Here is a 22,112-nt window from a genome sequence, read left to right on the forward strand (position 1 = left end):
ACGCGGTTCATCGGCATGGCGGCACCTCCGCTTGAGGGATGCCGCCATGCTCGCCCTACCTCTGCTCACCTACTGAGACTCGACGCTAATCAAGCGTGTAGTAGGGGAGGGCTGGGGTGGGGTGAAGCAATCTCGCGGTGAAGTCAGGCTGTGTGGCAAGCTCGTGCAACCCCACCCGACCCTCCCCTCGAAAGCAGGGGAGGGTCAGTGCCATCAGTGCAGCTCGCTATATTGCACCGGCAACCATTCATAGCCGGAACCGGCCTTGCGCACGTGGCCTATGGCAGGGAAGTTCAGGTGCGCACCGGCGATGTAGTAACCCTCTTTGGCGGCGTCGGCCAGCACATGGTCACGCACGGATAGCGCCGACTGACTGTCGGTATCGAATTGAATGGTGATGTCGGGCTGCGCGAACTGGATCGCGGGCACATGCAGGACATCGCCCCAGACCAGCATCTTCTGGCCCTTGCTCTGGATCATGTAGCCGGTGTGGCCGGGCGTATGGCCCGACAAATCGACGGCACGAATGCCCGGAACCAGCTCGGTTTCGCCATGGAAAGGCTTGAAGCGGCCCGCCTGGACGTAAGGGTTCAAGGCGTCCATGGCGATCTTGAAGAAATCCTTCGCTTCCTTCGGCGCCTTGTCCATCTGCGCCGGGCTCAGCCAGAAATCGGCATCGCGCTGGTCGGCGCGAACGATCGCATTGGGAAACACGCGCTTGCCGTGATCCACCAGGCCGCCGACGTGATCGAGGTGCATATGGGTGATGTAGACCTCGTCCACTTGTTCCGGCTTGTAGCCGCTCGCTTTCAAGCGGGCCAGCAGCTTGCCCACGTTCGGGCCGTAGAAGGCGCCGGAACCCGTGTCGATCAACACCAGCTTGCTGCCGGTATTGACCAGGAACGCGTTGAAATTCATTTCATAGGGCGGTTGTATGAAGGACGCCGCCAGGGTCTTGTTCGTCTGCTCCGGTGTTGTGTGGGTAAGCAGATTTTGCACGGGCAAGGGCGAGGTGCCATCGCTCAGTGCAGTGATCTCGAAATCGCCCAGCATCATCCGGTAATACGCGGGCGCCGAAGTCTTGGCCATGGGAGCGGCGGCGTGTGCGGATTCGACGGAGGCACCGCCGATCACGGTGCCTAGCAGCAATGCGGTAGTCATTGCCGCGCGTACAAAACGTTGTTTCGTGCTCATGCTGTTGTCCTGATTATCGTGGGGTGGCCGGTTGGGACAGATCGACAAAAAAGCTTCATGCCCGACAGCGGCGCGAATCGTGGTGAATGGTGCAAGGTCTGTCAAGAAAGCCAAGGCTAGCTTTCAAACGCCCGAAGACCGGCGCGCCGTGTCCAACAGCCATTGCCGGAACAAAGCGGCAGATGGCGAATCCGGCCGTCGCGACGACGACACCAGGTAATAGGCACCCGGTGCCGGTGCCGATAGCTTGCCGATACGGATCAAGGAGCCTGCTGCGATCGCGTCTGCCGCCAAAGCGCTGCGTGCCAGTGCAACACCTTGCCCTGCCTCGGCGGCCTGCATCAGCAGGGCCGAATCGCTGAAGCTCGGGCCGTAGGTCATGCGGTCCGGTCGGTGTCCGACTTGCGCGAACCAATCTTCCCAGCTCCGGAAGTCGTCGCGCAGCAGCAGGCAGGATTTGAGGTCAGACAGACCGCGAATTTTCTTGTCTGCGGCGTAGGTTCGCGAAGCCACTGGAAACAAGGCTTCGTCAAACAGTTTTTCGCTGTGCAGGCCCGCCCAGCGTCCCTTGCCGTAGCGCAGTCCGAAATCGCACTCGTCCTCATCGAGGTCCTGCAGCGCCGGTGTGGCGTGCAGCTTCAATTCGATGTGCGGATGCGTCGCCATGAAAGCGCCCAGACGAGGCATCAGCCAGCGGCTTGCCAGCGATGGCGGCGCGGTAATCGACAGTCGGCTGCCGTCGCGCGCTCGCAATGATTCACCTACCTCCGCCAACTGCTCCAGCACGTTGCCGACTACCTCCAGCAGCTTGCTGCCTGCCGTGGTCAAGGCCACGTCACGCCGGTTTCGCTGGAACAATTTGGTGGCGTAGAACGATTCCAGCGCCTTGATTTGATGGCTGACGGCGCTGGCGGTGAGGTGCAGCTCTTCGGCCGCACGCGCGAAATTCCGCGCACGCGCCAATGCCTCGAAAGTACGCAAGGTGTGCATTGGGGGCAGTGGCTTTCGCATCGGATGGCTTCCACAGGATGAATCTGCTTCATCGCACGATGAAAACGGATCGCTTCAGGCGGCGATGGCTGCGCCGAATAATAGCGCGCACCGCAAACGCACCCCTAAGGATCGCGCATGATCTATCGATGGCTGCTGTGCCTGGCCCTGGCCGTTGCTTTCTTCAGCCCGGCAACCCGGGCTGCCTCGCTGCATGAAGGCTGGCAGGAGGTGGATGGCTTGCATCTTTTCTATCGTGAAGGCGGCAACCCCAAGGCGCCGACGATCGTCTTCCTGCACGGCAATCCGCTTTCTTCCATCATGTATGCGAGGGTGATGGAGGAACTGGCTGCCAGCCAGCCGGTGCATGTGATTGCCATGGACTATCCGTCCTTCGGCTATTCCGATGCACCGGATCACACGTCCTACCGCTATACCTTCGATCATCTGGCCGAGACGGTCAGCCATTTCCTCAAGCTGCGCGGCATCGAGCGATACGCTTTGTACATGCAGGACTATGGCGCGCCGGTCGGGTTTCGGCTGATCAGCGCCAACCCGCGCGCCATCACTGCCATCATGGTTCAAAACGGCGTAATCCACCTGGATGGCTTTCCCACCGCGCAGGACCCTGATGGGGAGTTGCGGCGCCATTGGCTGCAGCGCAACCCTGCCGTCGATGCGCGCCGCACTGCCTATATCCATGCCCTGAGTTTTCCTCAGGCCGAGCACTGGTCCGATGAAGACCATGCCGGCGCCGATGCCACCGTGCAGATGATCGCCGCCTTCCAGCGTCCCGGCGTGATCGAAGCGCGCAACGACCTGTGGTTCGACTACGGCAGCAACGTCGCACGCTATCCGGCCTGGCAAGCCAGATTGCGCAGCTTGCACGTTCCGGTCCTGGTGCTGTGGGGCAAGCAGGACATGTTCTTTACGACGCCAGGGGCCGAGGCCTATCGGCGCGACGCCCCCCAGGCGGAAGTTCACATTCTTGACAGCACCCACTTTGCCACGCTGGATGCTCCGGACCAGGTGGCGGCGCTGCTGGGCGATTTTTTTCGCCGGCATCATGACGAGCTGCGCAGATGATGGAAGCGCCTGGGTACTTCGCACGGCCGAATCTTGCCTCGCGGTCATTCCGGCGAAGGCCGGAATCCAGTTTCAATACGTAGTGCGAAGCGCTCGATATAAAGATGATGATGTGTCCTTCGGACGAGTATTTAGACTGGATTCCTCGCTCCTCAAAGCCAGGTACATCCATGTATCTTCCCCGCGTACCGGCCTGCGCCGGAATGACGGTGAGGTAAGTAGAGGCTCCTCGCAAGCTCAAGTTTCTTTGGCGGGGTTGGGCAAGGTGGCAAATCTTGCGAAGATGTGGGGCAACAAGCGCCAGGACACCCCGCATGACCCAAGCCCTCCGCCTAGCCATCAACGGTGCCTCCGGCCGCATGGGCCGTGCCCTGCTCACGCTGGTGCGCGAGGACCGGCGCTTCGAACTGGCTGGCGCCCTGGTGTCCGCAGGCTCCGTGCACCACAACACGCCGGTCTTTCCCGAATTGCCCGTTTCGCTGCGCTATACGCACGACTGGAGCGCAATGACGGCAGATGTCGTGATCGATTTCAGCGGCCCGGATGGCCTTGTCGAAGCACTGGGCTACTGCACGGCGCAGCGTGCCGCCCTGGTCACCGGAACGACCGGCATCGACGCATCGCTGCAAGCCAGGCTCGATCAAGCGGCGCAGCACATTCCGCTACTGCACGCCGCCAATTTCAGCCTGGGGGTTGCGGTACTGAAGCGCTTGTTGCGTGATGCGGCCGTGGCGCTGCCCGACTGGGACCTGGAAATCGTCGAGGCCCATCACGGCCGCAAGGAAGACGCGCCTTCAGGCACCGCGCTCGCGTTGGGAGACGCGGCTGCCCAAGCGCGTGGCACGAACCTGGAGAAAGATGCTGTGTACGCGCGCGAAGGCCGTCCCGGTGCACGCCGTAGCGGTAGCATCGGTTTTGCCGTCGTGCGCGGTGGCGATGTGGTGGGTGAGCACACGGCGTTGTTGCTCGGGCAGGGCGAGCGCATCGAGCTGGGCCATCGTGCCACCGACCGCTCGATCTTTGCGCGCGGTGCATTGGAAGCAGCAGCGTGGCTGGCCGGTCGAACGCCCGGCAGCTATGCCATCGACGACATGTTGCAGGCTCGGCTTTCGCGTTGAGCACGCGCAATCGATTCTTTCATATGATTTAAAGAATTCTGTCGCAAATATTTGCCATGGTTGCGCCCCCCTTCACATAAATTTGCGATCCGGCGTCCACCGCCGGACGGAGCAGGCGCAACAATGATGCAGAAGACCTTGCTGGCGGCCGCCATGGCCCTGGCCTATTGCCCCATGTCGTCGTTGGCCAATGACACGGATGCTGCCGCGTCAACGCCGGAGAAATCCAAGAGCCTGGAAACCGTATCGGTGATCGGCCAGGGCGAAACCCGCCAGGTGCAACGTGTGACCAGCAAGGACGTTGCCGTGCTGCCGCCCGGCACCAGCATCCAGAAAGTGCTCAACCGCATGCCTGGCGTGAACGTGCAATCGAACGATGCGTTCGGCGCCAATGAGGAATCGGAAACGATCAGCCTGCGCGGTTTCAATGGCCAGCGCCTGGGCTATACGCTGGATGGCGTGCCGTTGGGCGACAACGCCTACGGCAACTACAACGGCCTCAACATCAGCCGTGCGCTGATCGCCGAGAATTTCGGCGGAGCCGAACTGGCCGAAGGCATCGGCAGCCTGGGCACTGCTTCCACCAGCAACCTCGGCGGCGCCATCCAGTATTACTCCGACGATCCCGCCACCACGTTCGGCGGCCGCATCGCGCAAACCGTCGGTACCGACCAGAATCGCCGCACCTATGTGCGGGTGGACACGGGCGATTACCACGGGTTTTCGATGTATGTGTCGGGTATTCGCGCCACCGCCGACATGTGGGCGAGGCCGAATCTGCCAACGTCCACCAAGCAGTACAACCTGAAGGCGGTGTACGAGTTCAGCGGCGGACGCATCACCGGCTTCGCCGATACCTCGCGCACTTCGCAGGCCGACTACGCCTATCTGTCCAAAAGCGGCATGGCGCGCGGTCTGGGCTGGGACTGGAACCTGTATGCGCCCGACTGGCAGCGTGCGTTGAATGCTGCGCGCGGCATTTTCACCGGCGGCGTCAACAACATCAACGATGCGTACTACCAAAGCCGCGCCCTGCGCAATGACAATCTTTATTACCTGGCCGGCGATTTCAATCCTGCGGATACGGTGACGCTGCACGCGCAGGTCTACCACCATGAGGACGAGGGGCAGGGCCACTGGTGGGCGCCGCAGCAGGTGTCGTATCCGGGCACGCCGGCGGCGATCCCGATTTCCATTCGCAGCACCAACTACAAGATCAATCGCACCGGCGCGGTTGCTTCGGTGGCGTGGGATCTGCAGGGCCATCATCTGGAAGCCGGCCTGTGGTACGAAAAGAACTACCACGATGTGCAACGCAACTTTTACTGGATCACCGGCCCGATCAACGACGATCGCTTTCTTACCGATCCCAATCGCCTGTTGTTCAACCAGCGCTACGTGATCACCACCAAGCAGGCTTACCTGCAGGACAGCTTCAAGCTGCTCGACGACAAGCTCAGCGTGGATGTGGGCGTGAAGAGTCCGCACACCCTCATGACCGCCCAGGAAGCGCCGGGCATCAAGGTGGAGGCGCCAGTGGCAAATGGCCGCCTCAGCGCCAGCAAGGCGTTGTTGCCGCAGGTGGGGCTGGGCTATCAGCTGGGTGGCGGCCAGGAGCTGTTCGCCTCCTACGCCGAGAACATCGCGGCCTACCAGGGCGGTGGCGCAAGCGGACCGCTGCTGGTGACGCAGGCTTCGTACAACGCCACGCTGGGTAATCTGAAGCCGGAGCAGTCGCGCACCCTGGAAGGCGGCTATCGCATTTCGCAGCGCGAGTTCGACGCTTCCGCGGCCGTCTACCATGTGAAGTTCGACAACCGCCTGCTGTCGCTCAATCCTTGTCCCAGCATCCAGCAGGGCACCACGCCGGCCTGCACCACCCGCTTCTACAACGTGGGCTCGGTGACCAGCAAGGGGGCGGAATTCACCTTCATCTGGCGTCCGGTCGCGCATCTGGAGTGGTACAACTCGGCATCGTTCAACCGCTCCACCTACGACAATAACTACGTGCAGAATGGAGTGGTAGTACCGACCCGCGGCCGTACCACGGTGGACACGCCCAACCGGATGTTCGCCAGCGAAATCAGCTGGGTCTATGGCCGCTGGAACGTGAGCCTGCGCGGCAAGTACACCGAGTCGCGTTTCTACACCTACACCAATGACCAGGGTTTCGGCGGCTACACCGCGTTCGACTTGGGCGCGGGCTACGACTTCGGTCCGGTCGGTTTTGCGCGTGACGTGCGTTTGTCACTCAACATCACCAACCTCACCGACAAGCGCTATGCTTCCAACCTTACCGCGTTCACCAACAATGATCCGCAGGGCACGGTGCTGGCCTTCCACGCCAGCGCACCGCGCCAAAGCTTTCTGACGCTGGACCTGAAATTGTGAGGAAGCGGAGCATGAAAACGCTACTATGGCTGACCTGCTGCCTTGGAGCCGTAGCCATGTCCACCAGCGTGCGTGCCGACGAAAAGCCGATCGCCGCCAAGGTGCTGGTAATCGGCCATCGGGGCGCCAGCGCGTTGCGGCCCGAGCATACCCTGGCCTCGTATGGCCAGGCCATTGCCGATGGCGCGGACTACGTGGAACCCGACCTGGTGATGACCAAGGACGGCGTGCCGGTGGCCCGGCACGAGAATGAGATCAGCGGCACTACCGACGTAGCCGGCCATCCGGAGTTCGCCTCGCGCAAAACGACCAAGACGATCGACGGGCACCGTGTCACCGGCTGGTTCACCGAAGATTTTACCCTGGCTGAACTGAAGACCCTGCGTGCGCGCGAACGACTGCCGGAGTATCGCAGCACGCAATACGACGGCGATTTCCAGGTACCGAGTTTCGATGAGATCATCGACTTCGTCGCAACCGAAGCGGCCACGCGTGGGCGCGTCATCGGCATCATTCCGGAGATCAAACACAGCACCTATTTCCAGAAGCTGGACCTGCCGATGGAAGATCGCGTGCTGGCGATCATTGCCGCGCATCACTACACGCAGCGTGCGCCGGTGGAAATCCAGTCGTTCGAAATCGCCAATCTGCGCTATTTGCGCGGCAAACTGGGCAAGAGCCACCCGAACGTACGCCTGCTGCAGTTGATCGATGATGCGCATGAGCAGCCGTACGACGTGACGGCAGCGGGTGGCAAGCTGAGCTATGGCGACATGACCACGCCGGCGGGCTTGCGCGAGATCGCCACCTATGCGGATGCGATCGGCCCCAACATCCGCGCGATCATTCCCTTGCAGGCCGACGGCCGCCTGGGCGCGCCCACACCGCTGGTGCATGATGCGCATGCGGCCGGCCTGGAGCTGCATCCGTATACGTTTCGTCCGGAAAACCACTTCCAGGCGAAGAATTTCTGGCAGGGCAGCGATCCGAAGACCTTCAACGAGGCCGGTTCGATCGCGGAGATCCGCACCTATCTTGGCGCGGGGATCGACGCCTTCTTTACCGACGACCCGGCCATCGGGCGCAAGGCGGTCGATGGGCGCTAACTAGCTCCCTCCCCTACGTGTAGTAGGGGAGGGAGCCGCTTGTTTTGAGTAGCTCGGATGTTGAGGGCTCGCGTTAAAGCCTGTAGCATCCGCGCCACTCACTGTCATTGGGGAGTAGCCATCCTCCTGCGGCGGCCGCCAGGCGCGCATGCATCGAGGAATCCGCGTCAACATACTTGAAGCCTAGGCTTCATGGCGCGGGTGGTTGTCGCAGGCATTCGGTTTGCGGCAGTCCGGCGAGACCTTTGGCCACGACGCGCTTACCCCGGCCGGGCGAGCGGCGTACGTGCGCCATTGGTTTGCGCTCGCCCGGCCCGGAATTCACCATGCTCATCACGGCGTTGCTGTTCCTGCTTTCCGCGGCAGCGATCTACGCAGCCTGCGAGTACTTCGTCAACAGCATCGAATGGCTGGGGCACAAGCTCAAGCTCGGCGAGACCGCCACGGGTACGGTGCTGGCGGCATTCGGCACGGCTTTGCCGGAAAGCGCGGTGACGTTCGTGGCGGTAATGATGGGGCGCACGGCCGAGGTACGCGACATCGGTGTCGGCGCGGCGATGGGCGGTCCCCTCGTATTGGCCACGATTGCCTACGCGGTGGTGGGCATTGCGCTGTGGAGCTGTCGTCGACGCTTGGGGCGCGCCACGATGCACGTGCAGGTGAAAAGTGCGCGGCTGGCGCGCGACCAGGGGTGGTTCCTGTCGATCTTCATCGTGAAATGCGCGCTCGGCTTGGCGGCCTTCGCCTTCAAGCCGTGGCTTGGTGTCCTGTTTCTATTGGCCTACGCGCTTTACGTGTGGCGTGAATTGAAGGATGAGGGCGATGCAGCCGACCACGAGGAGCTCGAGCCACTGAAATTTCAGCCGCGTGCGTCGACGCCGTCGATGCTGGCTGTGTCGTTGCAGGCGACGCTTTCATTGCTGGTGATTGCGATGGCCTCGCACTTCTTCGTTTTGCAGCTGCAAGGCATCGGACTGGCCCTGCATCTTGCGCCGCACCTGGTGGCGCTGGTGCTCAGTCCGGTGGCTACGGAACTGCCCGAAACCATGAATGCGCTGATCTGGGTGCGCCAGGGCAAGGAACGGCTTGCGCTGGCGAACATCTCCGGTGCCATGATGATTCAGGCCACCGTGCCCAGCGCTCTCGCGATCTTCGCCACACCCTGGCTGTTCGATGCGCCGCTGGTGGTGTCGGGCGTGCTGACCATGCTGGCGATCGTCTATTTGTGGGGATTGTTCAAGCGCGGCCGGGTCGATGGCCGTGCCTTGGTGCCGGCTGGTTTGCTCTACTTGGTGTTTGCGTTTTACGTCGCGCACAGTCTCATGTGAGGCCTGGGCTCAGGACTCGCCCAGGCGCGATAGCTCAAGCTTGGCCGCCTTGAGCCACTCCTGCTCCTTGCGACGATAGTAGCGGGGCATCAGCTGGGCGCGCCGAAGCTGGCTCTGCAGCACGTTGCGCGCTTCGTCGCGGTGCTGGCTGCGGCCTAGCAGGCGGCCGTAGCGAAAGCGCCCTTCTTCTCCCGGATAACTGTCGGCCAGCACGCGGTACTCCGCCAGCGCGGCTTCGGTTTCGCCTAGTTCTTCCAGGCAGCGCGCATACAGCAATTGGCCATCGCTCGATTTGTAGTTGGGATTGGCCTTGGCCAGGGCGTCCAGCGTCTGGCGCGCATCGGCAAATTGATCGCTGCCGGCCTGCGCCCGGGCCAGCCCCAGCATGAAGTCCGGATCGGTGGCGTACATGCCGCCGAGCAGGCCCTGATACAGTTCCTGCGCGTTGACGTAATCGCCTTGCTGCAGGCATTCCTCGGCGAGGCGGCGGCGATTGTCCACCGTATTGCTGATTTCAAGCTGCCGTTGCAGCTCGCGCCGGCGGCGCTGCGGATCGATCATCTTCATCGCGGTCCGGGCCGCCGTACGCCCGCGCGGATCATGGCGCAGATCGGGAATGACCGCGATCACCACATAGACCAGTACGGCGAGATAAGACCCGATCAGGATCAGCCAGATCCAATACAGCGGGCGGCCACTGCGGATCACGTGCACGGCGCAGGCGATCTGCAGGCCCAAGGACAACAGGAACACGAACGACATGGTTTCCCTCGAAGCAATTCCTACGCACGATATTACGCCACGGGCTTGATGCGGGCGCCGATTTGCATCGCAAGCGCCTCATTTCATCGGAAGTTCTCGCCAATGCCGGACACGAGCCCAAAGCAGGCTGCGACCAGCAGCAGTATGACGGCCGAAGCTGAGGCCACTCCCATCAGCAGGCCTTTGCCGGTGCGTGGGGCGTCGCCGGAAAGCATGCGGATGCCGATCACCACGATCACGACCGGAAGCAGCAGTCCCAAGGGAAGGCCGCCGATCGGGACGAGCACGATCTCGCCCAGGATCATGCTCACCCAGGCGAGGACGATGCCTGCCCCCAGCGATCCATCGTCGCCGGGCGGCTTCGGTTCGGGCGAAGATTCATAGGCACCGGGCGGAATATCGATCATGGCGGGTTTTTCCAGCGGCTACTCGCCGATGCCGCCTCGCAGCATGCCAAAGCACGCGGCGACCAGCAGCAGCGCGACGGCAAAGATCGAGGCCAACCCCAGCAGCAGACCCTTGCCGGTGCGCTGCTTGTTGCCGGCGAGCATGACGATGCCGGCGACGAGGATGCCAACCGGAAGCAGCAACAATAAGGGGAAAACCCTGGTGGAAATGAGCAAGATCCCGCCCAGGATCATGATCAACCACGCGAGGCCGATGCCGCCCGCCACCGAACCGCTGTCGCCTTGCGGCTCCGGGTCGGATAGCGGCGACTGAGGCGGCTCATACGGTTGGGTACCGCTCATGACGCACCTTTCTCGACGGCACGGGCTTGTTCGATTTCACGCCGCAGCGCGGCGAGCTTTTCCGCCTTGTCGTCGCGGTAGAACAGATTGAAGGTGTCGAACGGAATGATGCGGCCATCCGGCTGTGCGATGTGCACACAGGATTTTTTCACCGCGCGCAGGTCGAAGCCGTGTGCGTCGATGAATTGCATGATCAGCACGCGGAACACGTTGCGATAGGAGAGTTCGGCCGGCGCCTGCACTTGCGGTAGGCAGCACAGCAGGTCCGACAGCGAACAGGCCTGCGATTCGGGCGAATGGTTGGTGGCGAACAGCTCGAACACGTGTGCGCGCAACTGTTCATCGCGTTCGACCACGATGGTGTTGCGTCCCTTGCTGACCAGGGTTTCAGGCGAGACGAAGCGTGTCAGCGGCAGCACCTGGCCGCCCAGCTTCAAGGCATAGGCCATCGCCAGGCAATCGGGATTGCAGGGCACGGGGATCAGGTCGTCGGGGCGGAAGATCGTACTTTGCTCGAGGATGCGGCGGCGCACTTCGCTCAAGGTGAGGCGATCGCGTTCGGCGTCATAGCCCTCCAGGCGGCCGGCCGCCTGGATCGGCTGAAAGGTGACGCCACGCACGCAAGGCTGGGTGAGGGCGAACTCGATGATCGAGCCCAGCTCATCGTCGTTGAGGCCTTTCTTGACGGTGACCACCAGGGTGGTGGAGATGTCGTGGCGGTTGAGGTGCTCCAGCGCCTGTAGGCGGATGTCGCGCAGTTTCGCGCCGCGCAGGTCCTTGTGCACTTCATCGCGCAGCGAATCGAATTGCAGGTAAAGCTCGAAGCCGGGCTGGTAATCGGCCAGCCTGGCCGCGAAGTCCGCTTCGCGGGCGATGCGCAAGCCATTGGTGTTGACCATCAGGTGCCGGATCGGCCGTTGCCTGGCGGCATCGAGGATGGCGAAGAAATCCGGATGCAGGGTGGGCTCGCCGCCCGAAATCTGCACCACATCGGGTTCGCCTTCGTTGGCGACCACGGCATCGAGCATGCGCTCGACCGTGGCCAGGTCGCGGTAACCCGGCCGGTGCGGGCCGCTTTCCGCGTAGCAGATCGGGCAGCGCAAGTTGCAGTGATCGGTGATTTCCACCAGGGTCAGGCACGAGTGCTGCATGTGTTCCGGACACAGCCCGCAGTCGTAGGGGCAGCCGAAATGCTGCGCCGTGTTGAACTGTTGCGGCAGTTCCGGCGGTTTGATGTAGACCTCGCGGCATTGGCGGTAGTACGCCGCGTCGTCCGCGATCAGCACGCGTTCGCGGCCATGATGCGGGCACCATTTTTCGAGATAGACGCGCTCGTCCTTGATCAGGATTTTTGCCTCGATGCGGCGCAGGCAGGTGCTGCAGATCGATACGGCGCTGTCGTAGAACAGGTACGGCCTTACCTTGGCTCCCATGCGCTGCGGTTCCCCGTGTAGGCTGGGATGCAAATCCCAGCATTGCCATGCATGCACCACCGCGATGCTGGGATTGTCATCCCAGCCTACGTGCTGCGTTTCCCTTGGTCATCAGATACGCGATCCGTGGAATATCGCGATGGTAGTAGAGCAGCCCGGTGATGCAAAGCCATTGCAGGCCGGACAAATGCCCCGGGTAGGCAAAGAACAGCGGCTTGATGAACTTCACCAGCAGGCGGAAGCCCAGATAGCCGATCATGAAGGCGCGGAAGCGATCGCCCGGCGCGAAGTGATGGCGCCGCGCATGGATCCAGGCGTACTGCGCGAGCAGGTAGAGGATTTCGTAGATTTGCGTGGGATGGCGCGCGATGCCGTCGCCGAAATCCACACCCCAGGGCAACGAAGTGGCGTTGCCATAGGTGTGATCCTGCAATCCGGCCAGGTAGCAGCCGACACGGCCGATGCACATGCCCACGGTAAGCGGCAGTACGAACGCATCGCCGGTGGATTGCCGGATGCCGGCGACCTTCTTGCACAGTTCCACGCCGAGCAGGCCGCCGAGCAGCGCGCCGATGATGGACTTGCCCTGCAGCAGGTTGCGCACGTCGGGGAAGTCTCGAAACGCGGTCAGCGGATCGTCCAGCCAGTAGCTGAGTTTGGCGCCCAGGGCGGCGCCGACGATGGCGCTCACGGCAATCCATGCCACTTCGTCCTTTTGCTTGAACGCGCCGGGCGCAAGGCGTTGGCGTGTCCATACAAAGGTGCGAAAGCCGACTGCATAGGCCAACGCCTCGCACAGGGTGTGAAGCGCGACGGGTGTCATGGGCGAAAGCCGGACGAGAGCATCGGACAGCTGCAGACCTCAGTCGGGGTGCGCAGCATTGCGATCGCGCCCGGCGCCCAGCTTGCGATCGAGCACGCCGAACAATTTCTTGAACGCACGGGAGAATTTGCCGCGCTTGGTCTTGCGCAGTTTTTCTTCCTCGCTGGTCAGCCAGGCCACCTGGATCACGCGGCGCTCGCCTTCGTAGGGAAGGTGGCCGTGAAAGGAATTGTCGCAGCGCTTGAACACGGCGAATTCGCCATACAGCGGCTTGAGTTCGGGGGCGACCAGGTCGTCGATGCTGTCGATGCGATGGAGGAAACGCAGGCAACCGTCGCTAGTGTCCGGCCACCGCGTATTGAGGTAGAGCAGGGCGGTGGCGACCTTGGACCGGCTGTCGGTGTGGATGGTGCCATGGCGCTTGTTCAAGGCCCGACAAAGGGTGACCAGAGTGGGGTAATGGCCCAGGTTGTCGATGCCCAGATGGCGGCCGATCGTGCTGGCGAACTGAGGCGTGGTCAGTTGCTGCACCAGCGCGTTGACCGAGGGGCCGCAGTCGGCCGGATCATAGGGAAAGAAGCCGGCACTGGTGTACTTGGGGAAGTCCCTCTCCAGGTCGCCGCGCGCTTCATCCGGCAGCTGGCCGTGAGCAATCAGGAACGGAAACGGGTGCTGGCGCACATCCGTATCCGGGCGATCGAGCCGGGCAGGGTCCAGCAGTAGGGCGGTCGCATTCATCGAACTGAAGTAGCTTTCCCGGCTAAGTGTTTGCCCAGTCTAGCGCGGGCGTGTCGCCAGTGCGCCATGTTGCGCTCTGGGAAAATTGGTTTGTGAGCACTGGATTCGGGTGGACAGCAAGCCGCTCGAAGCCTATCATTTCAACCCGCCCGAGACTTTCCTTCACCTAAGGTCCACAAGCCTGCTTCGATGCGGCTTGCGGACCTTGCTGTACCTAAAAAGGCGGCCCCTCCATGCCTCATCCCGCTCTGCTTGCCCTCGAAGACGGCAGCGTATTCCACGGCCACTCCGTAGGTGCGACTGGCGAAACCGTCGGCGAAGTGGTTTTCAACACGGCGATGACGGGTTATCAGGAGATCCTCACCGATCCCTCCTATGCCCGCCAGATCGTGACCCTTACCTATCCGCACATCGGCAACACCGGCTGCAATGTGGCGGATGCCGAATCCGACCGGGTGCATACCGCCGGCCTGATCGTACGCGACGTGCCGCGCCGACCCAGCAATTGGCGCAGCACCGAGAGCCTGCCCGACTACCTTGGGCGGCATGGCATCGTCGCCATCGCCGGCATCGATACGCGCCGGCTTACGCGCATCCTGCGCGACAAGGGTGCGCTCAACGGCTGCCTCGTGGCAGGCGAATCGATCGACGCCGAGGCGGCGCTGGCCAAGGCGCGGGCCTTCCCCGGCTTGAACGGCATGGATCTGGCCAAGGTGGTCAGCGTCAACAAGCCCTACAACTGGAACGAGGGTGTGTACGACCTCGACCACACCGCGTTCCATGAGACCGACAAGCGTTTCAACGTGGTGGCCTACGACTACGGCGTGAAGCGCAACATTCTGCGTCTGCTGGCCGAGCGTGGCTGCGAGATCACGGTAGTGCCCGCGCAAACGCCCGCTGCGGAAGTGCTGGCGATGGAACCGGATGGCGTGTTCCTCTCCAACGGCCCTGGTGATCCGGCTGCCTGCGACTACGCCATCGCCGCCGCGCGCGAATTTCTCGCCGCGGAAATTCCGCTGTTCGGCATTTGCCTGGGGCACCAGATCATGGGCGCCGCGTTGGGCGCGAAGACCATGAAGATGAAGTTCGGCCATCACGGCGCGAACCATCCGGTGAAGGACCTCGACGACGGCCGCGTGCTGATCACCTCGCAGAACCACGGCTTCGCCGTGGATGCGTCCACGCTGCCTTCGAACGTGCGCGTCACGCACACGTCGCTGTTCGATGGATCGCTGCAAGGTTTCGCCTTGACCGATCGACCTGCGTTCTGTTTCCAAGGCCATCCCGAGGCGAGCCCAGGCCCGCACGATATCGGCTATCTGTTCGACCGTTTCGCCAAGCTGATGCAGGAGACCCGCTGAGATGCCAAAACGTACCGACATCAAGAGCATCCTGATCATCGGTGCCGGCCCGATCGTGATCGGCCAGGCCTGCGAGTTCGACTACTCCGGAGCGCAGGCTTGCAAGGCGCTGCGCGAAGAGGGTTACCGGGTGATCCTGGTGAACTCCAATCCGGCCACGATCATGACCGATCCGGAAATGGCCGATGCGGTGTACATCGAGCCGATCAACTGGCAGACGGTGGAGCGCATCATCGCCAAGGAACGCCCGGATGCGGTGCTGCCCACCATGGGCGGCCAGACCGGCCTCAATTGTGCGCTCGACCTGGCCGACCACGGCGTGCTCGAGAAGTACGGCGTGGAACTGATCGGCGCTTCGCGTGAAGCGATTCGCATGGCCGAGGACCGCGAGCTGTTCCGCGTGGCAATGGCCGAGATCGGGCTGGAATGCCCAGGCGCCGCGGTGGCCAAATCGTTCGAGCAGGCGGTGGAGATTCAGGCCACCGTCGGCTACCCGACCATCATTCGCCCCAGTTTCACGCTGGGCGGTTCCGGTGGCGGCATCGCGTACAACCGCGAGGAATTCGAGGAGATCGTCAAGCGCGGCCTCGAACTTTCGCCGGTGCACGAAGTGCTGGTGGAGGAGTCCGTGCTCGGCTGGAAGGAATTCGAGATGGAGGTGGTCCGCGACAAGGCGGACAACTGCATCATCGTGTGCTCGATCGAAAACCTCGATCCGATGGGTGTGCACACCGGCGACTCGATCACCGTGGCGCCCGCGCAAACGCTCACCGACAAGGAATACCAGCGCCTGCGCGACGCATCGATCGCCGTGCTGCGCAAGATCGGCGTGGATACAGGCGGCTCCAACGTGCAGTTCGGCGTGAATGCCGAGACCGGCCGCGTGGTGGTGATCGAGATGAATCCGCGCGTGTCGCGTTCGTCCGCGCTGGCGTCGAAGGCCACCGGGTTCCCGATCGCCAAGGTCGCGGCGAAGCTGGCCGCGGGCTACACGCTGGACGAACTGAAGAACGACATCACCGGCGGTCTCACCCCCGCTTCATTCGAGCCGACCATCGATTACGTGGTCACCAAAATTCCGCGCTTCGCCTTCGAAAAATTCCCGCAGGCCGACGCGCGCCTCACCACCCAGATGAAGTCGGTGGGCGAGGTGATGGCGATCGGCCGCAGTTTCCACGAATCGCTACAGAAGGCGCTGCGTGGCCTGGAGATCGGCAAGACCGGTCTCAATCCGACGAATCTGGACATCACCAGTGAAGCAGGGCTCGCCACGCTCAAGCGCGAACTGCGCGAGCCACGCCCGGATCGCGTCTTCCATCTGGCCGACGCGTTCCGCGCCGGCCTGACACTGGAAGAAGTGCATGAGCTCAGCTACGTCGACCCATGGTTTCTCGCCGCGTTCGAAGACATCGTGCTGGTCGAGAAGGAAGTGCAGGCGCAGGGTATTAGCGCGCTCAACGCGGTGCGCATACGCGAGCTGAAGCGCCTTGGTTTCTCCGACGCGCGCCTGGCCGAACTCACCAGCACGGACGAAGCGGCGATCCGCCATCTGCGCCGCACGCTGGGTGTGCGCCCGGTGTACAAGCGCGTGGATTCCTGCGCGGCCGAGTTTGCGACGACCACGGCCTATATGTACTCGACGTACGAGGAAGAGTGTGAGGCCAACCCCACCAGTCGCGACAAGATCATGGTGCTGGGGGGCGGTCCGAACCGCATCGGGCAAGGCATCGAATTCGATTACTGCTGTGTGCACGCCGCGCTGGCGCTGCGCGAGGACGGGTTCGAGACCATCATGGTCAACTGCAACCCCGAAACCGTTTCCACCGATTACGACACCTCCGATCGCCTGTACTTCGAGCCGCTTACGCTCGAGGACGTGCTGGAAATCATCGATCTGGAAAAGCCCAAGGGCGTGATCGTGCAATATGGCGGCCAGACGCCGCTGAAACTTGCCCGCGCACTCGAAGCCGCCGGCGCGCCGGTGATCGGGACCACGCCCGATTCGATCGACCTGGCCGAGGACCGTGAGCGTTTCCAGCAGATGATCGTCAAGCTCGGCCTGACCCAGCCGCCGAACCGTACCGCGCGCAACGCCGACGAGGCGCTGGCGCTCGCGCGCGAGATCGGCTACCCGCTGGTGGTGCGCCCAAGCTACGTGCTGGGCGGCCGCGCGATGGAGGTGGTGTACGACGATGCGGATCTGTCGCGCTACATCCGCGAAGCGGTGCAGGTGTCGAACGATTCGCCGGTGCTGCTCGATCGCTTCCTCGATCACGCGGTGGAAGTGGACGTCGACATCATTGCCGACCGCAACGGCAATGTGCTGGTTGGCGGCATCATGGAGCACATCGAGGAAGCGGGTGTGCATTCGGGCGATTCGTCCTGCTCGCTGCCGCCGTATTCGCTGTCGCCGGAGATCCAGAACGAGCTGCGCCGCCAGGTCGCTCTGATGGCGAAGGAGCTGAAGGTGGTCGGCCTGATGAACACGCAGTTTGCGATCCAGGGCGAGACGGTGTTCATCCTGGAAGTGAACCCGCGCGCATCGCGTACGGTGCCGTTCGTTTCCAAGGCTACCGGCGTGGCGCTCGCCAAGATCGCCGCACGCTGCATGGCCGGCCGCCTGCTGGAGGAACAAGGTGCGACGCGGGAAGTGATTCCGGGCTATTACTCGGTCAAGGAAGCGATCTTCCCGTTCCTGAAGTTCCAGAACGTCGATCCGATCCTGGGTCCGGAAATGCGTTCCACCGGTGAGGTGATGGGCGTGGGGCGCAGCTTTGGCGCCGCGTTTGCGCGCGGCCACGATGCGGCCGGCATCAAGACGCCGCCCAAGGGCAAGGTGTTCGTATCGGTGCGCGATGCCGACAAGGACCGCCTGCTGCCGATCGCTGCCGACATCGCTTCGCGCGGCTTCACGCTGGTCGCTACGTCCGGTACGGCAAGCTACCTCACCGCGCACGGCGTGATCTGCGAACGCATCAACAAGGTGCTGGAAGGCCGACCGCATATCGTCGACCTGATCAAGAACGGCGAGATCGTCTACATCGTCAATACCACCGAGGGCAAGCAGGCGATCGCCGACTCGTTCTCGATCCGGCGCGAAGCCCTGCAGCATCGCGTCACGTATTCCACTACGGTTGCAGGCGCACGTGCGCTAGTGCACTCGCTGGATTACCACGACACTGGCGAAGTGCACAGCCTGCAGGAACTACACAAGGAGCTCAATGCATGAGTCGCGCACCCATTACCAAGACCGGTTCGGAACGCCTGCGCTCGGAGCTGGAACGCCTGAAATCGGTCGAGCGTCCCAAGATCATCGCGGCCATCGCCGAAGCGCGCGCGCACGGGGATCTGAAGGAAAACGCGGAATACCACGCCGCGCGCGAGCAGCAGAGCTTCATCGAGGGCCGCATCAAGGAACTGGAAGCGGCGCTGTCCACGGCCGAAGTGATCGACGTGTCGCGCCTGAGTCCGGGCAGCAAGATCGTGTTCGGCGCGATCGTGGAACTGGAAGACGAGGAGAGCGGCGAGGCGGTGAAGTACCAGATCGTCGGCGACCTGGAAGCGGACATCAAGCAAGCCCTGATCGCGGTGTCCTCGCCGATCGCGCGTGCGCTGATCGGCAAGAGCGCGGGCGACAGCTTCGAATTCCGCGCGCCGAACGGGGTGAAGCGGTACGAGATCACCGGCGTCAGCTACGAGTGATGAGTCATTCCTCTGGCTCTGCCGGAGCGGTAGTAGCGCGTAGGCTGGGATGGAAATCCCAGGGATGGAAATTCCAGCAGTCGGGACGCCGCGTGGAAAGCTGGGATTTTCATCCCAGCCTACGCGCTGGCTGCCAAATCAGCTACGGATGACATCCGGACCGCTCGATCGGCAAAAGCGAAGGCGACAACTTCAAGTTCATCGCGCCCCATGGCGTGAAATGGTATGAAATAACCAGCGTCAGCTATCCATGAACGATGCCGCCGCCAGGGTGTCCCATGTTTTTTTGATGGAGGACCCCTGGCATGGCAAAGGTTGCTTTGATTACTGGTGCAAGTCGTGGCATAGGTCGCGCGACGGCAAGACTACTCGGTGCGCACGGGTGGTCGGTTGGAGTCAATTTCGCGCGAGACGAGCAAGCTGCCCAGGAGACCGTCAGGCAAGTTTCCCAGGCTGGTGGTAGCGCATGTGCCATTCGCGGCAACGTTGCCGACGAAGCCGATGTCATTGCCATGTTCGATGTGTTGGAGGGGGCGCTTGGTCGTATCGATGCCCTGGTCAACAATGCAGGCATCGTCGCTCCCGCCATGCCATTGGCCGACATGAGCGTTACGCGGATCAAGCAATTGTTCGATATCAACATATTGGGCGCCTATCTATGTGCCCGTGAGGCCGCGCGGCGTATGTCCAGGGGGCGCGGTGGCGCTGGTGGCTTGATAGTCAACGTATCGTCTGTGGCGGCGCGCCACGGAGGGCCGAACGAGTATGTGGACTATGCAGGGTCGAAGGGTGCGATGGACACGATGACGATCGGCCTTGCCAAAGAACTCGCCAGAGAGGGCGTTCGTGTCAACGCCGTTCGCCCTGGCTTCATCGATACCGAAATTCATGCGAGCGGAGGGTGGCCGGATCGCGCCGCGGTGCTTGGGGCGCAAACACCGATCGGTCGCTCGGGATCCGCGGACGAGGTTGCCGAAGCGATCGTCTGGCTGCTGAGCGATGCAGCATCGTACGTAACCGCTGCGCTGCTCGACGTGAGTGGTGGCCGCTAGCAAAAAGCGCCTGTGCATCCGCGGCGATTCAAGCAAATGCGCCATGAAAAAAGCCGCTTTGCAGCGGCTTTTTTCATGGCGCATCGGCGATCAAACGATCAACGCTGACGCGCCTTGAAACGCGGATTGCTCTTGCAGATCACGAACACTTTGCCGCGACGGCGCACAACCTTGCAGTCACGGTGCCGCGCCTTGGCGGACTTCAAAGAGGAAAGCACCTTCACGGCAGGCTCCTGGAACGAAGTGAATCAAAGAAAGCACGCAAGTATAACGATTTGAATTACTTATCACAAGCCCAAGGCCGCCTTGGCTTCGGCAACGGTATCCAGGAACTGCAGCACGACCGGCGACGGGTTATCGGCATCGCTGGCGACCGCCAGCAGCAGGTAGGCATCCGGATCGGCCAGCGGCACGTAGTTTACCCCGGGAATCTTCACCACCTGCATGCTGGCGGGTATCAGCGCGAGGCCCATGCCGGCGGCAACCAGGGCCAGCAGGCCGTTGATCTGCTGGGCGTGTTGCCGGATCACCGGGTGGAAGCCGGATTTGGCGGCCAGGCGTACCAGCCGGTCGTAAAGCGTGGCAGCCAGTTCGCGCGGCTGGACCACAAAGGGATCGCCCGCTACCTCGCCCAGCTCCACGCTTTGCCGCCCAGCCAGGCGGTGCCCCTCGGGCAGGGCGAGCAGCAGCGGTTCGCGGTCGATCACATCCAGCCGCAAGGCGCGCGCGTCGTCCTCATGCAGGGGGACGTCGCGGACGAAGCCCACATCCAGCTGACCGCCGCGAATGGCCGAGAACTGAGGCTCGGTGTACATCTCGCTAAGCCATACGCGCACGTTGGGAGCGTTCTGGCCGAGTCTCAGCAGCGTCTGGGGCAGGGCAGGATGAAAGGACACGGACACTGTGTAGGCCAACTTCAGGTGGCCGCTATAGCCCGCAGCGGCCTCCGCTACCTGGGAGCGGGCCTCGTCGGCCAGCGCCAGGATCTGCCGCGCCTGGTCGAGGAAGAGTCGGCCAGGCGGAGTGAGGGCGACGTTGCGTTTGTCGCGTTCGAGCAGGCGCACGCCCAGGTCCTGTTCCAGTGCCTGGATCTGCTGGGAGAGCGGCGGCTGGGAAAGGTGCAGGCGTTGGGCCGCACGGGTGAAGCTCAGTTCCTCGGCCACCGCGATGAAGTAGCGCAGCTGGCGAAAATCAAACATATATGACTTTCGAATAAGTTGGGGTCTAAATATATATTTGATTCTGTATCGCGTCGATCATAATATTCTCTCCGTCGCGCCACTGACCCCTCCCCCCGAGTGGCGCTGACCCTCGCCCCGCAGCGACGCTACCCCCGCGGTATTCGGCCTCCCTCCCCAGAGCCACTACCGACGCGTCGCTAGCGGGGCGCTTCCTTTCTCTTTCCCGTTTTGGTCGTATCGCCGCCAGCAAGCGGCCATCGAGCAGCAAGCAGTGCTTAGCCGTAACTGATGCGTGAGTTCGTGCAACGCCAACGTGAAGCACCGGCCTATGATGAGAGCGGCGAGTGAAAGTCATCAGGACGCTCGAAGCCAAGCAAGACCGCGACGTCAGGCGTCCACCAACCCGGGAGAATGCCCATGCTGCAAATGAGGCCCAACTGCGAATGCTGCAACAAGGACTTGCCGGCTGAAACCAAAGGCGCATTCGTGTGCTCATTTGAATGCACTTTCTGCGAGGAGTGCGTCAGCTCCGTCCTTGGCGGTGTTTGCCCGAACTGCGGTGGGGGGCTTGTCCCCCGTCCCCCGCGAGCGGTGGCCTTGCTTGCCAAATATCCGGCTTCCACGCAGCGCGTCCACAAGCCTGGCGGCTGTGCCAAGGCTGCGTAGGCCGGGATGACAATCCCTGCATCTCACAGGCTGGCCATAGCGCGGGATGGCCGCTGCTGCGTACTTACCGCGGAATCAGTCTAGTATTGCCATGGAGGCGTCCGCGAAAGGCTGCGCCTCGGGTCGGTTCTTGGATGTCCATAAACCCAGGAGGCTCCCATGTTGCAAATGAGACCAAACTGCGAGTGTTGCGACAAAGACCTACCGCCTGAACGCGAAGGTGCGTTCATTTGCTCATTCGAGCGCACGTTCTGCGAGGAATGCGCCAGCTCGATACTCGGCGGTGCCTGCCCCAACTGCGGTGGCGAGCTTGCCCCTCGTCCCGCGCGATCGCCGGACTTGCTCGCCAAGTATCCAGCTTCCACGCAGCGTATCTTCAAGCCTCTTGACGGCGTCCAGGCGGTATAGCCGCGTAGGCCGGGCCGGGATGAC

At 62.6% G+C, this 22,112-nt stretch carries 21 protein-coding genes and 1 riboswitch; of the genes, 11 read left to right on the forward strand and 10 right to left on the reverse strand.

The genetic code is table 11. The annotated features are described in order from the left end of the window. Positions 1-213: 213 nt before the first annotated feature. Entirely contained in the window at positions 214-1,194 is a 981-nt protein-coding gene (locus EKH80_RS18190; protein WP_126686218.1) for an MBL fold metallo-hydrolase, read from the reverse strand. 123 nt (positions 1,195-1,317) lie between these two features. Then, positions 1,318-2,205, reverse strand: coding sequence for a transcriptional regulator GcvA (gene gcvA / locus EKH80_RS18195; RefSeq protein WP_126686219.1), 888 nt, complete (start codon positions 2,203-2,205; stop codon positions 1,318-1,320). A 117-nt stretch (positions 2,206-2,322) separates the two neighbouring features. Between gcvA and EKH80_RS18200 the strand changes: the two genes are divergently transcribed. The 5 genes from EKH80_RS18200 (at position 2,323) to EKH80_RS18220 (ending at position 9,213) form a co-directional block, all read left to right on the forward strand. After that, a complete protein-coding gene (locus EKH80_RS18200) occupies positions 2,323-3,270 on the forward strand; it encodes an alpha/beta fold hydrolase (protein WP_126686220.1) in 948 nt (315 codons plus the stop codon). 314 nt (positions 3,271-3,584) lie between these two features. After that, entirely contained in the window at positions 3,585-4,388 is an 804-nt protein-coding gene (gene dapB, locus EKH80_RS18205; RefSeq protein WP_126686221.1) for a 4-hydroxy-tetrahydrodipicolinate reductase, read from the forward strand. Between the two features lie 174 nt (positions 4,389-4,562). After that, the gene (locus EKH80_RS18210) at positions 4,563-6,779 is read left to right on the forward strand and encodes a TonB-dependent receptor (protein WP_425481163.1); all 2,217 of its coding nucleotides are present in this window, start codon (positions 4,563-4,565) and stop codon (positions 6,777-6,779) included. A 56-nt stretch (positions 6,780-6,835) separates the two neighbouring features. Continuing rightward, entirely contained in the window at positions 6,836-7,885 is a 1,050-nt protein-coding gene (locus EKH80_RS18215; RefSeq protein ID WP_230473804.1) for a glycerophosphodiester phosphodiesterase, read from the forward strand. Between the two features lie 97 nt (positions 7,886-7,982). Next, positions 7,983-8,120, forward strand: a riboswitch (yybP-ykoY riboswitch). Positions 8,121-8,211: 91 nt separating this feature from the next. Next, the gene (locus EKH80_RS18220) at positions 8,212-9,213 is read left to right on the forward strand and encodes a sodium:calcium antiporter (protein ID WP_126686223.1); all 1,002 of its coding nucleotides are present in this window, start codon (positions 8,212-8,214) and stop codon (positions 9,211-9,213) included. Between the two features lie 9 nt (positions 9,214-9,222). On the opposite strand, the gene EKH80_RS18225 is transcribed toward EKH80_RS18220, so the two are convergent. The 6 genes from EKH80_RS18225 to EKH80_RS18250 form a co-directional block, all read right to left on the reverse strand. Next, complete coding sequence (locus EKH80_RS18225) at positions 9,223-9,975, reverse strand: tetratricopeptide repeat protein (protein WP_126686224.1); 753 nt, start codon at positions 9,973-9,975, stop codon at positions 9,223-9,225. Positions 9,976-10,058: 83 nt separating this feature from the next. Next, positions 10,059-10,382 carry a hypothetical protein gene (locus EKH80_RS18230; protein ID WP_126686225.1) on the reverse strand — a complete coding sequence of 108 codons (324 nt, stop codon included), beginning with the start codon at positions 10,380-10,382 and terminating at the stop codon, positions 10,059-10,061. Positions 10,383-10,400: 18 nt separating this feature from the next. Then, a complete protein-coding gene (locus tag EKH80_RS18235) occupies positions 10,401-10,724 on the reverse strand; it encodes a hypothetical protein (RefSeq protein ID WP_126686226.1) in 324 nt (107 codons plus the stop codon). Continuing rightward, entirely contained in the window at positions 10,721-12,157 is a 1,437-nt protein-coding gene (locus EKH80_RS18240; protein WP_126686227.1) for a radical SAM protein, read from the reverse strand. The genes EKH80_RS18235 and EKH80_RS18240 overlap by 4 nt, the downstream gene beginning before the upstream one ends. A 76-nt stretch (positions 12,158-12,233) precedes the next feature. Beyond that, a complete protein-coding gene (locus EKH80_RS18245) occupies positions 12,234-12,980 on the reverse strand; it encodes a prolipoprotein diacylglyceryl transferase (protein ID WP_126686228.1) in 747 nt (248 codons plus the stop codon). A 39-nt stretch (positions 12,981-13,019) separates the two neighbouring features. Next, the gene (locus tag EKH80_RS18250) at positions 13,020-13,718 is read right to left on the reverse strand and encodes a 2OG-Fe(II) oxygenase (protein ID WP_126686229.1); all 699 of its coding nucleotides are present in this window, start codon (positions 13,716-13,718) and stop codon (positions 13,020-13,022) included. Between the two features lie 233 nt (positions 13,719-13,951). On the opposite strand from EKH80_RS18250, the gene carA reads away from it, so the two are divergent. The 4 genes from carA to EKH80_RS18275 all read left to right on the forward strand — a co-directional run bounded on the left by carA (position 13,952) and on the right by EKH80_RS18275 (position 19,833). Then, a complete protein-coding gene (carA, locus tag EKH80_RS18255; protein WP_126686230.1) occupies positions 13,952-15,079 on the forward strand; it encodes a glutamine-hydrolyzing carbamoyl-phosphate synthase small subunit in 1,128 nt (375 codons plus the stop codon). Position 15,080: 1 nt separating this feature from the next. Beyond that, positions 15,081-18,308 (forward strand): carbamoyl-phosphate synthase large subunit, encoded by a 3,228-nt coding sequence (gene carB, locus EKH80_RS18260; RefSeq protein WP_126686231.1) that lies wholly within the window; start codon positions 15,081-15,083, stop codon positions 18,306-18,308. Beyond that, on the forward strand, positions 18,305-18,781 hold the full coding sequence (gene greA, locus EKH80_RS18265) for a transcription elongation factor GreA (RefSeq protein WP_126686232.1): 477 nt from the start codon (positions 18,305-18,307) through the stop codon (positions 18,779-18,781). The genes carB and greA overlap by 4 nt, the downstream gene beginning before the upstream one ends. A gap of 305 nt (positions 18,782-19,086) precedes the next feature. After that, on the forward strand, positions 19,087-19,833 hold the full coding sequence (locus EKH80_RS18275) for an SDR family oxidoreductase (protein ID WP_126686233.1): 747 nt from the start codon (positions 19,087-19,089) through the stop codon (positions 19,831-19,833). Between the two features lie 98 nt (positions 19,834-19,931). Here the strand turns inward: EKH80_RS18275 and ykgO are convergent, their stop codons facing one another. After that, a complete protein-coding gene (ykgO, locus tag EKH80_RS18280) occupies positions 19,932-20,057 on the reverse strand; it encodes a type B 50S ribosomal protein L36 (RefSeq protein ID WP_010342887.1) in 126 nt (41 codons plus the stop codon). A 63-nt stretch (positions 20,058-20,120) separates the two neighbouring features. Continuing rightward, on the reverse strand, positions 20,121-21,032 hold the full coding sequence (locus tag EKH80_RS18285) for a LysR substrate-binding domain-containing protein (protein WP_126686234.1): 912 nt from the start codon (positions 21,030-21,032) through the stop codon (positions 20,121-20,123). Positions 21,033-21,440: 408 nt separating this feature from the next. Here EKH80_RS18285 and EKH80_RS18290 point away from each other — a divergent pair, with 408 nt between their 5' ends. After that, a complete protein-coding gene (locus EKH80_RS18290) occupies positions 21,441-21,680 on the forward strand; it encodes a DUF1272 domain-containing protein (protein ID WP_230473805.1) in 240 nt (79 codons plus the stop codon). Positions 21,681-21,848: 168 nt separating this feature from the next. Continuing rightward, positions 21,849-22,088, forward strand: coding sequence for a DUF1272 domain-containing protein (locus tag EKH80_RS18295; RefSeq protein WP_230473807.1), 240 nt, complete (start codon positions 21,849-21,851; stop codon positions 22,086-22,088). The last annotated feature ends 24 nt before the right edge of the window (positions 22,089-22,112 follow it).

Source organism: Dyella choica (assembly GCF_003977665.1).
Lineage (GTDB): Bacteria > Pseudomonadota > Gammaproteobacteria > Xanthomonadales > Rhodanobacteraceae > Dyella_B > Dyella_B choica.